This window comes from Psychrobacillus sp. PGGUH221 (assembly GCF_042055255.1).
In the GTDB taxonomy this organism is placed as follows: Bacteria; Bacillota; Bacilli; order Bacillales_A; family Planococcaceae; genus Psychrobacillus.
Genome location: NZ_JAQMHQ010000003.1, coordinates 96,225 through 109,670, shown reverse-complemented (window position 1 = coordinate 109,670; position 13,446 = coordinate 96,225). Strand labels below are relative to the sequence as shown.

The window sequence follows — 13,446 nt, the reverse complement described above, 5'->3', positions numbered from 1 at the left end:
CATTTTGGTTCTTTAAGGGGGCACTTATTTTGATTAGAAAACGTGATTTACATGAATGCACTGCGCTTTACGAACTAATGTCTGACCCTAGCGTTCTTGCTTATGTTCGTCAAAAAGCTAGTTCAGCAGACGAATATTGGTTCATGACAAAGCAGTTAATGGAAGAAGAAGAGAAAGGTTTATCGATTTCTAGAACCATTATCAGTGATTATGGTCAACCGATAGGAACTATAAACTTATTTGATATAGAAGACGGAGCTGGATTCCTCGGTACCTGGATCGGAAAACCATTCCAAGGACTAGGTTACAATAAAAAAGCAAAAGAACAGTTTTTAAATGAAATGTTTTTCGAAACAGATATTCATACAATCTTTCTTCGTATTCGAAGAAGCAATGTCAAAAGTATTCGAGCTACAGAGAAACTTCCTTACGTTCTTAAAGCAAATACAACCCATTCTAAAATTTATGAGGCAATCAATAGCCAGTCAGATATTTATGATCTTTACTATATTCCAAAAGACTTGTTCCATCTAGTAATGTTACAACAAAGTACAGAGGAAGAACAAGCAATGTAATAAAAGGAAATAGAAATACAGACCTTGCTTCTATAGAAAACTCCCGCCAAATTGTCATTGCGGGAGTTCTTTATTTTTGTTTTTGTTAAAACTTGCATTCACACAGCCGCAGGAACGCGAAGAATGAGGCCCCCAGAAAGGAATAGCACTGAAAAATTCCTAAATGAGATTTAATAACAGTAGGTGAAACAAGTTGTTCACATACTTGATTTTATTTTGGACCCGTCAATTTCCGTTCCAGGCGGACGCTTTCCGCCGGCATGGCTTCAGCCGCTTCCCTCGCCACGCTCAGTCCAGGGTCTTCACCTCATGCACCTGACGCTTCGCTTTCGGTGCAGAAAACATTTGCTATTCCGGCTGGAGTCGCCGCCTTCCACTCCAATTAACTATTATCCGATTTTCAATCAAAAAACGTCATGCCATTAATAGAGCAAGCTTTTATATCTTAAGTTTTTTCAATTACTATTTATAGAAAATCGTTGAAAAAGGCGACACTCCTGCGGGAATAGCGTGAGCCGAAGACCCCGCAGTTGAGGGGAAGGCAATCTAAGTTCGCCGCATCCTGCGGCAACGATTGCATGACCAACATCGTGTTGGCCGAGGAGGCTAAGGCAACGCCCGCGGAAAGGGAGCCGTTTCAACGATTTTCTTATTTATCGGACGACATTATTTAGTAAAGATAAATTCTATAGACTTTTTCAGTGACCTTCGTAAAGGATGAGATAGTAACAATGGAGATACTCAAACCGGGAGGGTCATGCAAAGCGTATGCACGAACACACATCCGTGATTCTAAATTCTACTCTCCAAATTGCTGAAATACATCCTATAAGTACTCTGCGATTAGGAATATCAAAATTTTAAAATCAACCGTAATAAATATCAGAATCTTATTTTTTATGCGATAAAAGAATTTCAACAAATTGGCTTGGAGTTTTAGGAGAATTTGCAGCTTTTTGTTTATTTATAATTGTTTCCTTAGCGTTAACTAGCTTTGTAATCGATTCTAGAAATGATTGTTGTGTTAAGTGTTCCTCTTCTAATACAATTCCGAATCCTTGATTCTCAAAATAGTTCGCATTTAGTAATTGATCTCCCCTACTTGCATGAATCGATAAAGGAATTAAAAGCATTGGTTTTTTTAAAGCTAAAAATTCAAATATAGAATTTGATCCTGCTCGCGTAATAACATAATCTGAAATCTTTAATAAATGAGGAAGCTCAGTTGTGACATATTCGAATGCAATATAATTTGGTTTTCCTGTTAGTAATGCATTTAAGTTACCTTTACCACAAAGATGTATGATTTGATATTTTTTCGTTAACTCATCTAAATTGTCGTAAATGGCTTCGTTTATTTTAGCTGCTCCCTGGCTACCACCCATTATAATAATAGTCTCTTTGTATGCTTTAAACCCAGTCAGCTGCTCTGCGATTAATTCGTTTCCATTAAACAAATCTGGTCGAATAATCGCTCCGATAGATGATGCCTTTTCTGCAGGAAGGTATTTCAATGTTTCTTCAAATGTAGTAAAAATGTGTTTTGCGAAGGAGCTGGCAATTTTATTTGCAAGTCCAGGTGTTATATCCGATTCATGTATAACTACTGGTATGTTAGCGAATTTTGCTGCTATTACGACAGGAACAGAGACAAATCCCCCTTTAGAAAAAATGAGTGATGGTTTGACTTTTTTAATGATTCTTGTCGCTTGAAGTGTTCCATAAAGGACCTTAAAAGGATCGGAAAAATTTTTAATGGAAAAGTATCTTCTTAGTTTGCCATTTGAAATAGCTTGATACGGTAACGATGGGAAACTTTTAGTTATAATCGATTTCTCTATTCCATCTGAAGAACCTATATAATGTAGTTCATAGCCTTTTTCTATTAATTCAGGAATAATTGCTTCATTTAATGAAACATGCCCTGCAGTACCTCCACCTGTTAATACAATTGTGTTATTATTCATTAATAATCTCCTAACTATTTTATAACTTTAAAGGATGTATGCAAAATGCAAGAAACGAAAACATTATCTGACAAAATGATTCAAATGATTAAAATAGTCTTACCTATTTTAATCACACAATTAGCACTATATTTATTGACATTTTTTGATGTATTAATGACTGGAAAATTTAGTATTGATCATTTAGCAGGTGTTTCGATAGGTTCATCTCTTTGGGTGCCTGTATATACTGGTCTTACCGGTATATTATTAGGCATTACGCCAATTGTAGCACAATTAATAGGAGCAAAAAAGAAGGAAGAAGTCCGTATTTTTGTACAGCAAGGATTTTATATAGCTCTCTTGTTAGCAATCATAATTTTTATTGCTGTCCTATTATTAATTGATCCTGTTCTTCAGCGTATATCCCTCGAGGATAGTGTACGCGAAGTAGCAAAGAAATATTTATATATGATGAGTATTGGTCTTGTTCCACTATTCCTTTATAGTGTTATTCGCTCTTTTATTGATGCTTTAGGAAAAACACGAGTATCCATGGTTATTACTCTTTTATCTGCTCCCATCAACATTGCATTAAATTATGTATTCATTTACGGGAAGTTAGGAATGCCTGCTTTAGGAGGCGTGGGTGCTGGATTAGCATCGGCACTTACTTATTGGTTAATATTCCTTATTTCAATAGTGATCGTGTATCGTAATAAACCATTTGCTGAGTTACATATTTTTAATGGATGGAGAGCGCCTTCCTTACAAAAAATTGGATCGATTACTAAGATTGGTTTTCCATTGGTATTTCCATTTTTGCAGAAACAACCATTTTTTCTGCTGTCACGTTATTTATGAGTGCTTATTCAACAGAAGTGATATCAGCTCATCAGATTGCTATGAACTTTACTTCCCTACTTTATATGATTCCATTAAGTATTGCGATGGGAGCTACAATACTTGTTGGGCATGAAGTAGGTGCAAATAGATATAAAGATGCCAAAACTTATAGCTGGCTTAGCGTAGTTACAGCCGTCCTATTCAGCTTTATATCCGCATCTATACTTCTCTTGTTTAAAGAGCAAATAGCATCTATTTATACAAATGATCAAGCTGTAATCACATTAACTATTCAATTTTTCTTTTTTGCTGCGTTATTTCAATTATCAGATGCAATCCAAGCACCTGTTCAAGGAGCACTTAGAGGATACAAGGATGTAACAATCACATTCATTATGTCAATTGTTTCTTATTGGATAATAGGATTGCCTACTGGATACATACTAGCAAACTATACTTCTTTTGAACGCTTTGGATATTGGATAGGTTTAATCGTAGGATTAACATTAGGGGCTATCACGCTCTGTTCAAGACTTATCTATTTACAAAAAAAAATAACAAAAAACGACGCTTAAAAGCGTCGTTTTTATTTTCCTATAAATTGTTGTGTCCAATAAAAACCACTATCTGATAATCCAACGCCTATATGTGTAAAGGATGGATTCATTATATTTTCTCTATGACCTGGAGATTTCATCCATGCATCCACTACCTCTTCAGCACTTGGTTGACCCATAGCAATGTTTTCACCCGCAGTATTATAAGTGATTCCTAAAGCTTTCATTTGATCGAATGGTGAACCGTACGTTGGACTAGTATGAGAAAAATAGTTTTTATTTTTCATATCCTGTGATTTTTCCTGTGCTGATTGGGTAAGCTTTACATCAATTTGTAACGCTTTTAATCCTTCTTTAGCACGTTCTTGGTTAGTTAAATCCACAACTTGTTGAACTGTTGAAGATACTTGTCCAATATCATTTGCAGTTGTTCCAGACTTTTGAGTACTAGCTTCCTGATTTGGTGTTACAGGATTTTGTTTCGTACTTTCGATTGGTTGGTTATTTTTATTTATATATGAAAAAGGTTCATTCCCTTTTTGTTTTACAGAAATATTAGCTTCTGAAGTAGTATTTGAATTTGAATTTCCCGTGGACATAGAAGCTTCAACAGATTGAGTTGTAAATAACAGACTTCCTGCAAGTAATCCAACAATTAATGAATAATTTTTATTCATTTTCTATTCCTCCTTCTTTTGCTCCACTATTATAAACATATGAAAAAACAAATAAGTATTATAAAATATTCCATTGAAACCATTAAGACAGATAACTAGATAGCATCAACTATCCCTCTACAAATAGATGGATATTATAACCACAGTTTAGAAATATTTCATCTCAAACACTGTTGACAGTTTTATATAAAAAATATTAAGGGACTGACCTAATAGTTTGAGATTAAAAAAACATTGAGTTGAAGAACTGGAATGTAATATCTAAAACCAAGTTAACAAGCAGAAATAATAGCAGTAAATTTACGATTGCCAATGAAATAAGGAATAAAAGAATTAAACATTCGAAATAGAACACAACTCATTAATTAGATGCGGTTTTATTTCTATTTGATTCACTGGACCAGTTACCTACTTTGCCAAGAGATTTTACATTGCCCAGTCATCAGGAATCGTTTTACATATGCATATCAACAAAAAGTTAAAAAGGCATTATTATGAGCTGGATGCTAGCCCACTGATCATGCCTCCGTTAAATCGTTTCACACATCATTAAAGTCGGAAACATTCTATCTCGAACACTTGAAACACACTATAGGGCACTTGCCCATATTATTTAAATTTTTAACAATATACGCACTCAAAAAAATAAACAACCAGTCGCCGGTGTAATTACCGTCAACTGGTTGTTTAAAAAGATGTATTATTCCCTATCTCTATTATTAGGAGTCAGTCCCTAATCTTGGTAGGTTTCACTTCATTACTTACCTATAAATTGCTGAGTCCAATAGTATCCACTATCTGATAATCCAACTCCGATATGTGTATAAGAAGGATTCATAATATTTTCTCTGTGGCCTGGTGAATTCATCCATCCGTCAACTACTTCTTTTGCACTACGTTGACCCATCGCAATATTTTCTCCGGCCGCTTTGTATGTTACACCAAAAGATTTCATTTGATCAAATGGTGAACCGTATGTTGGACTAGTATGAGAAAAATAGTTTTTGTCTTTCATGTCTTGTGATTTTGCTTGAGCTGATTGTGTTAATTTCGTATCGATTTGTAATGCTTTTAAACCTTGTTTAGCACGTTCTTGGTTAGTTAAATCTACAACTTGTTGAATTTCAGAAGATACTTTCACTTCTTCTTTATTTTCTGTAGCTGGTTTTTGTACTATTGGTTCTTTTACTGTATTTGTTGGTGCTTGTGCAACTGGTTTTTTAACAGGAACATTTGGTTTTTCTACTGGTTGCTTCTCTGTTACAACAGGTTTTTCTGCTGGCTGCTTCTCTGTTACAACTGGTTTTTCTACTACCGGTTTTTCTACTACTGGTTCTTTTTCTTTCACAACTGGTTTTTCAGCTGCTTTTTCTTCTTCCATATTGACAAAGTATTTAGCAACAATTTCATTTGCAACTAATTTAGCATTAGCTACATATTTAAAGTTATCGTATGCTCTCCAATTATATTGATTTATTAATTTATATGGAGACTTCAATTGATAATTAACAACTGCTTTTGCCTCGGAAGTGGTGTTTGAATTTCCAGTTGTTGTTGATGCTTCAGCTGTATTTGTAGATAAAAACAAGCTTCCTGCAAGTAATCCAACTATGATTGAATTTTTTTTATTCATTCTCATTTCCTCCTTCTTTTGTGCACCCTTATTGTAAACATAAAAGAGGAGAAATTTTTCACATAACATTTACCAACAAAACCATTAGATTAAAATATATTGATAGAAATAGAGTACTATTTGATTACTTTTGGATATAATGACCAATAAAATTAAAATTTACACATCATTCGCTGTTGACACTTTTAAATACTCCTCTTCATAGACAGATAATAAGACATGTTTATCTTCTTCACTAAGCTCACTACCTTGTATACGTTGAATCGCAAGTTGATACTTTTTTACTGAAGATAACCTTGCTCTAGGATGAGTAAATTCATCTTTTAACTCACTGTTTATAACAAGACGAATCTCGTCCTCTGTTTGAATTTTTTCTAGAGCAATTCTTCCTTTATATAATTGTTGAAAAGCCTTTATCATTTTGAAACACTTCCCATCATCTCGAGTTTATCAATTTTATCTCCGATAATAACGATCTGAGGATCCATCTTCATGTACTCAGGTATCCATTGAACCATTCCATATGCATACTGAAATAGAAAAGGATATTTATGACCTTTTAATGGTACATAGCCTTTCATCCGATATACCGTATCAGGGAGACTTCTTACCCAAGTCTCAAACTCTTCTTGTTCAACTGCCTCTTGAAAAGTATATAGACGGGTAGACAGAAATAGTTGTTTACCTAGAGCTGTTTCGTTAATGTCTTTCTCATGGTGAGTAGCTTCTAGCTTTTTTATTAATGATAATGGAAGTTTACTATTGGATGTTTGTATAATCGGAGCAGAACTATTTAAAGACTGTAATTGCATAGTGACAGTTGCTACTTCCGAATCACTGAGTAAATCAATTTTGTTTGCTACTATTAGATGGGCGTGTCGTATTTGTTCTAAAAACAACATTCTAGTTTGAGGCGTCAAGTGATCACGATCTATCCATCTCTTACAATCCGCAACTGTTATAATCCCTTTCATATTTAACTTATTTGCAAATAAAGGTGAAAAAACTGCATCCATCGCTTCAACGGGATGAGCAGCACCTGTTGTCTCTATTATTAAGACATCAAATTCCTCTCCTTCTAAAAGCATTTGAAGCTGTGCTTCCATCTTTTCAGATCCTGTACAGCATATGCATCCTTCCAACATTTCTTTTAAAGGTATATCTTCATCTACAGCTCTGCTATCGAAATTAAGCTTCCCTAACTCGTTCATAATGACTGCAGGTTTAATACCCTCTTCTTTAAATTGAGCAATTAAATGTGATAATAAGGAGGTCTTTCCGCTTCCTAAAAAGCCACTTAATAGATAAACATCTTTCATTTTATGTTTTCTCCTTTCATTTCAGCTATGTTAAACTTTGCTATTGTTAAATTACAATCATACAAGATTATTGAATCAATTCGACTTTGAGCTTATACGCTAGACCGCAAGAGAAAAAGTAACTTACTGTCTCATAGGACCGTTCATCCGGCTATCAAGATGCAAATCTGAATAACTGAGCTTTCATTTAAAAAGCTGACCTATGAAGGTCAGCTTTACTTTTACTTATTCAGAAGCTCCAAAACAACTTCTTTAGCTTTTTGTAATTGTGGATCATCTTCTAATACTTTTGCACGAAGTTTATCCATTAATAAATAAGAAGTTTCTCCTGATAGTTCACCAGTTGATTCAAGCTTGTTTTCAGCTTGGAATTTTTTCACTGCTGTAGTCATTTGATTATCGAAGTTTTCGTTTATTTCACCAACTTCATATCCAACTGCTTTTAACATTTCTTTAGCATTTTGAATAACTTCGGAAGATTGGCCTTCTTTTAAAGTTTCAGCAGGATCTAATGGTGCAAGCATTGCATAGGATGGGTATTCGACAGCATAATCAGGGGCTATCCCTTTCTCATGTATCCAATTACCGTCAGGTGTTAACCATTTAGCAGTCGTAATTTTAATGTTCGATCCATCTGGTAAATCATTAACTGATTGAACTGTACCTTTACCAAATGAATTTAAACCTACTAATGGGATATCTGCAGATTCACTTAATGCGCCAGCTAAAATTTCTGATGCGGATGCACTACCTTCATCAATGATCAAGGATACTGGCACTTTAACTTTCTCACCTGGAGAAGCTGAATAAACAAACGGTTTTCCTTTTTCTTGTATTTGGACGATTGACTTTCCATCTTTTAAGAAAAGATTAGAGATATCAATAGCACTATCAAGAAGACCACCTGGGTTTTGACGAACATCAATAACCAATGCCTTCATTCCTTGATTTTCCATCTCGCTAATAGCGGTCAAAAGTTCATCATATGTGTCTCTAGAGAAGCTAGAAATAATAATATGTGCAACATTATCACCAACCATTTCAGCATAAACCGTTTCGATTGGAATATCATCACGAACTATTTTAATATCCATTGTTTCACTTTCTCCACGTTGTATGGAAAGTGTAACTTCTGTACCTTTACTACCACGTATTAGAAGTACGGCTTCAGAAGCAGTATATCCTTTTATATCTTTTCCATCTACTGCAAGAATTTTGTCATTAGGCAATATCCCTGCTTTTTCGGCTGGAGAATTCTTAATAGGAGATACTACAGTGATCACACCATCTCTTTCTTGAATCTCTGCACCAATCCCTTGGAAGCTAGAAGATATACTCTCATTAAACTGGGAGGCTTCTTCTTTATTCATATAATCAGAATATGGATCTTCTAGTGCATCAATCATTCCATTAATGGCACCGTTAACTACTGAATCTTGATCAATATCTTTATAGTATTCTTCTTTTAACTTATCATATGCCATATAAAGTTTAGAGAACTCAGTTCTTTCTGACTCGGGTAATTCTTCGCCTAGGACATTACTTTTGCTAACATTTAAAATCATCATCGTTAGTGCAGCTGTTGCGACAATTAATGCTAAAATCATTACGAAAAAACCAAATGGCTTTATCTTTATATAACGTGATGCAGGTTTCTCTTCAGTAGATTCCACTTCATCATTTGATTGTTTTTGTTCGTCCAAATTTTTCACCCTTTTCTTCCAAAAATCTTATAAAATAGACTGTCATCTCCATGACAGTCTATTTATCAAGATAATCTAGTTAAGAAGTAAACTCTTCGAAAAAGACAGGTTAGTCTTGAATAGCTGCTTCTAACGCAACAACTACCATATCGTTGAACGTAGTTTGACGTTCTTCAGATGTCGTTGCTTCACCTGTAATAATATGATCGCTTACAGTTAGAACTGAAAGAGCTTGACGACCAAATTTAGCAGCTAAAGTATAAAGTGCAGCTGATTCCATTTCCACTGCTAATACACCATAACTTGCCCATTTTTCATTTTGCGCATTTTCGTTATAGAATAAATCTGCCGTAAAAACATTACCTACTCTTAAATTTAACCCTGCTTCTTTTCCAGCATTATATGCTTTATATAATAAATCGAAATCTGCAGTTGGAGCATAGCTTACATCATCTAATAAAACTTTGTTTAATGTAGAATCTGTTGAAGCACTTTGAGCAAGAATAACGTCACGTACCTTCACGTCTTTTTGTATTGCTCCACATGTACCTACACGAATCAATTTTTGTACATCATAATCATTCATTAATTCATGAACATAAATTGAAATAGAAGGCACGCCCATCCCAGTACCTTGTACTGAAATTCTTTTTCCCTTATATGTACCAGTATATCCAAACATGTTACGAACCTCATTATATTGGACAACATCTTCTAAAAATGTTTCTGCAATATATTTAGCACGAAGTGGATCTCCGGGTAGTAAAATTGTATCTGCAATTTCACCTTTTTTTGCTCCAATGTGTATACTCATTTAAATACCTCATTTCTATAACGTTTCGGCTTAATGATACCGTTTTTTTAGTTTAAATGCAACGATATTGCTAGCGTACCGCTTCATAATATGACTCCCAAAGTTCATCAAAAACTGTCGCACTCATATCAGGATGTGCAAGTTCTTCAATATACTTAGAGAGCGCATCAAATGAAGTCTCTGCTTTTGGAAAATCATGTTGATTAAACATCGTTTCTGCAAACAAACTCTTTTTATCCTTCTTTCCTCCTCCTCGGTATTTTAAAACATATAAATAAAATGATTGTTTCATATTACACCTCCAACTTTAGTCATGAAGTCATAGATTTCAAAAAAACATGTAGATAATTCTATCTAAAACAAGTAAACTTTAAAGTAATCAAAAAGCATTACAAATAAAGGGGTTGGTATGATTGTTAAAGAGGTTCAATAAAAAAATTAAGCCTATGAATTCAACAAAAAAGAATAAAAAAGAAAAGAAAACCTTAAAGATTAAGAAAATACCTTCATTAAATTTATTTAGTAAAAACAAAAAAACGAAAAATTTCACTTCCATCTCTTCCAAAAAGAATATTGTAAACTCAATTAGAGGTAGAGTAATTATTATCTTTTCAGTGCTAATTGTAATCTTAATATCCATGTTAGTATTGACCTCTAATAAGATGTATACATCTCAAAAAGCTCTCGAGAAATTTACAAACGTAGATATTAAAGAACAAATGATGGTAAATCAAATTTCAACGGAAATTGCTCAACTAGCTAACGCAGAACAGAGCTATATCATAACCGGTAAGTCAAATTATATGGCAAGTCATAAGAAATATAAAGATGCAATCATTACACACATTAAAGAATTGAATAAAACTTATAGAAATCGACCAGAGGAATTACAAAAAATATTATCAATTGATCAGTTTTTTACAACCTACCTACAATATTCAGATCGTGTAATTAATATCCGAGATGAGCAAGGCATTGAATCTGCACAAAAACTAGTAAACGCAGGTAACGGGAAAACTGCAATGAATTATATTGATGTACATATAGCTTCAATGAACGAACTACTAGCCAAAAAAAATGCGAATCAAATTGCCCTATTAAAAAAGGAAAATAATACAGCAATGTATTTGTTCATTGCTCTAACGGTATTCTCAGTTGCTTTAACATTATCTTTTGGTATTTACTTATTCTATTCCATCAAACGTAGTACGAATTCTATTAACCGATCTATATTAGATATAGCTCAAGCTGGCGGTGACTTGACTAGAAGAGTAAAAGTTAGATCAAAAGATGAATTTGCTGAAATTGCTGAAAGCACAAACGTTTTAATCGCCTCTATCGCAGATTTAGTAAAACGTGTAAGTTTACTGACTGAGAATGTTTCTGCAAGCGGACAAGAGCTCATGGCTTCTTCTGATGAAACAGCAATAACAATTCAATCTATAGCTGATTCAACGAACGAAATCGCTGCAGGAAGTGAACAAACTATACGAAGTATGAATGTTGCTATTCAAAAGATGAATTTACTAGAAGAAGCAACAAGGTATTTGAACAATGATGCACAAGCAGTAAAAGAAGCAACAGATCAAATGATGACAGCTGCACGTAAAGGTGGAGAATCAGTACAACACTCTTCTAATGTGATGATGAGCATTGAAGAGACAATGGCTAACACTTCTCAAACTGTACAAGCGCTTGGTACAAAATCGTATGAAATCACTTCCATCATTAAAACGATTACTGCAATTGCTGAACAAACAAACCTACTAGCACTAAATGCAGCTATTGAAGCTGCTAGAGCAGGAGAACATGGACGAGGCTTTGCTGTAGTTGCCGATGAGGTTCGTAAACTTGCTGAGCAATCTCAAAATGCTGCAAAAGAAGTTACAGGAATTGTTACATCCATTCAATCCGAAGTTACTTCCATCGTAAAACAAAACCATGAAGGTGTAGAAAATGTAATTCGTGGTGTGGAAGTAGCAAATGAGACAAATGCATCATTAGAGCAAATAATGGATCAGACAAATGAAACGATTACAATCATCGATAAAATGGTAAAACAAATTGAAGAAACGCTTAACTTTAGTCATGAAGTTGCTGCTTCTTTCATTGAAGTTAATCAGATTGCTGAAAATACAGCAACTAATACAGAAACATCTGCCGCCGCAGCTCAGGAAGGTTCAGCTGCAATGGAAGAAATTAATGCTTCTGCTGTAGAGTTATCAAATCAAGCAGATGAGCTTAGAAATGTTGTCAATGAATTTAAGTTATAATAATAAAAGCACAGAAGATATTGCTCTTCTGTGCTTCTTTTTATTAGTAAAAGTTATCATTAGCTTTGTAGAACAATTTTTCAGCAAGCAAAACACGGATATGCGTTTGTCGCAAGATAAGTTGCTTCTTAGTCGACCTCACAAACTGAAATAAAAGTGCCTTTTAAAATAATTTAATATACTCTTCGTAGCCTTCTTCGATAAGCTTTTCTTTAGGAATAAATCGTAATGCAGCAGAATTAATGCAATATCGAAGTCCTGTTTCTTCTTGTGGACCATCTGGAAAGACATGTCCTAAATGTGAATCAGCTGTTTTACTTCTTACTTCTACTCTTCTCATACCGTGACTATCATCGAATTTTTCTATAACCTCTTGATCCTCAATTGGTCTAGTAAAGCTTGGCCATCCACACCCTGCATCATACTTGTCTTTTGAATGAAACAAAGGTTTGCCAGAGACAACGTCTACATATATACCTTCTGCAAAATGCTTATCATACTCATTTTGAAAAGGAGGCTCTGTACCATTTTGTTGCGTTACATAAAACTGCATGTCTGTTAATTTTTCTTTCATTATATTTACCCCCAATTTTTTTCTTTGAAAGCTGCTCTTCCAGATCCAACATAATAACGATTATAATGGGTAGGATTTTTTTTGTAATAATCTTGATGATAAGCTTCGGCTGGATAAAACTCTTTAGCCGGAATTATTTTGGTAGCCACTTTTGTTTGAAACTTATTTGATGCATCTAAATTTGCTTTTGATTTCTCTGCTTGAACTCGTTGTTGCTCAGAATGATAGAAAATGGCTGTCTGATAGGAAGAGCCTCTATCGAAAAATTGACCATTATTATCTGTCGGATCAATATTCATCCAAAATATTTCTAATAATTTTTCATAAGGAAATATTTCTGGATTGAACGTTATTTGGACTGCTTCATAATGACCGGTTGCATTGGAACAAACTTGTTCATACGTCGGATTTTCAATATGGCCACCTGTATAACCAGAGATCACTTGTTCAATTCCATCATAAGTATCAAATGGCTTCACCATACACCAGAAACAGCCTCCTGCAAATGTTGCTTTTTCCATTTCTTTTT

12 protein-coding genes and 1 pseudogene are annotated in these 13,446 nt (G+C 34.3%); 3 read left to right on the top strand and 10 right to left on the bottom strand.

Annotated features, from left to right (window positions below):
* Positions 1-29: 29 nt before the first annotated feature.
* A complete protein-coding gene (locus PGC35_RS06420) occupies positions 30-575 on the top strand; it encodes a GNAT family N-acetyltransferase (protein WP_053589624.1) in 546 nt (181 codons plus the stop codon).
* Positions 576-1,465: 890 nt separating this feature from the next.
* On the opposite strand, the gene PGC35_RS06415 is transcribed toward PGC35_RS06420, so the two are convergent.
* On the bottom strand, positions 1,466-2,542 hold the full coding sequence (locus PGC35_RS06415) for an undecaprenyldiphospho-muramoylpentapeptide beta-N-acetylglucosaminyltransferase (protein WP_375218575.1): 1,077 nt from the start codon (positions 2,540-2,542) through the stop codon (positions 1,466-1,468).
* A 45-nt stretch (positions 2,543-2,587) separates the two neighbouring features.
* Between PGC35_RS06415 and PGC35_RS06410 the strand changes: the two are divergent.
* A pseudogene (locus tag PGC35_RS06410) lies at positions 2,588-3,942 on the top strand (MATE family efflux transporter).
* An 11-nt stretch (positions 3,943-3,953) separates the two neighbouring features.
* Here PGC35_RS06410 and PGC35_RS06405 read toward each other — a convergent pair.
* From PGC35_RS06405 to PGC35_RS06375, 7 genes are all read right to left on the bottom strand, one after another.
* Complete coding sequence (locus PGC35_RS06405) at positions 3,954-4,601, bottom strand: CAP domain-containing protein (RefSeq protein WP_375218574.1); 648 nt, start codon at positions 4,599-4,601, stop codon at positions 3,954-3,956.
* A gap of 757 nt (positions 4,602-5,358) precedes the next feature.
* Positions 5,359-6,234, bottom strand: coding sequence for a CAP domain-containing protein (locus tag PGC35_RS06400; protein WP_375218573.1), 876 nt, complete (start codon positions 6,232-6,234; stop codon positions 5,359-5,361).
* 159 nt (positions 6,235-6,393) lie between these two features.
* Positions 6,394-6,654 carry a hypothetical protein gene (locus tag PGC35_RS06395; protein WP_375218572.1) on the bottom strand — a complete coding sequence of 87 codons (261 nt, stop codon included), beginning with the start codon at positions 6,652-6,654 and terminating at the stop codon, positions 6,394-6,396.
* Positions 6,651-7,553 carry a CobW family GTP-binding protein gene (locus PGC35_RS06390; protein WP_375218571.1) on the bottom strand — a complete coding sequence of 301 codons (903 nt, stop codon included), beginning with the start codon at positions 7,551-7,553 and terminating at the stop codon, positions 6,651-6,653. The genes PGC35_RS06395 and PGC35_RS06390 overlap by 4 nt, the downstream gene beginning before the upstream one ends.
* A gap of 221 nt (positions 7,554-7,774) precedes the next feature.
* Entirely contained in the window at positions 7,775-9,256 is a 1,482-nt protein-coding gene (locus tag PGC35_RS06385; protein WP_056830295.1) for a S41 family peptidase, read from the bottom strand.
* Positions 9,257-9,365: 109 nt separating this feature from the next.
* A complete protein-coding gene (deoD, locus tag PGC35_RS06380; RefSeq protein ID WP_053589630.1) occupies positions 9,366-10,070 on the bottom strand; it encodes a purine-nucleoside phosphorylase in 705 nt (234 codons plus the stop codon).
* A 70-nt stretch (positions 10,071-10,140) separates the two neighbouring features.
* Positions 10,141-10,362, bottom strand: coding sequence for a YozE family protein (locus PGC35_RS06375; RefSeq protein ID WP_053589631.1), 222 nt, complete (start codon positions 10,360-10,362; stop codon positions 10,141-10,143).
* Between the two features lie 121 nt (positions 10,363-10,483).
* On the opposite strand from PGC35_RS06375, the gene PGC35_RS06370 reads away from it, so the two are divergent.
* The gene (locus PGC35_RS06370; RefSeq protein ID WP_375218570.1) at positions 10,484-12,343 is read left to right on the top strand and encodes a methyl-accepting chemotaxis protein; all 1,860 of its coding nucleotides are present in this window, start codon (positions 10,484-10,486) and stop codon (positions 12,341-12,343) included.
* Between the two features lie 163 nt (positions 12,344-12,506).
* On the opposite strand, the gene msrB is transcribed toward PGC35_RS06370, so the two are convergent.
* Positions 12,507-12,917, bottom strand: a complete 411-nt coding sequence (gene msrB, locus PGC35_RS06365; protein ID WP_056829719.1) for a peptide-methionine (R)-S-oxide reductase MsrB — start codon at positions 12,915-12,917, stop codon at positions 12,507-12,509.
* Positions 12,918-12,922: 5 nt separating this feature from the next.
* Positions 12,923-13,438 (bottom strand): peptide-methionine (S)-S-oxide reductase MsrA, encoded by a 516-nt coding sequence (msrA, locus tag PGC35_RS06360; protein ID WP_375218569.1) that lies wholly within the window; start codon positions 13,436-13,438, stop codon positions 12,923-12,925.
* Positions 13,439-13,446: the final 8 nt, after the last annotated feature.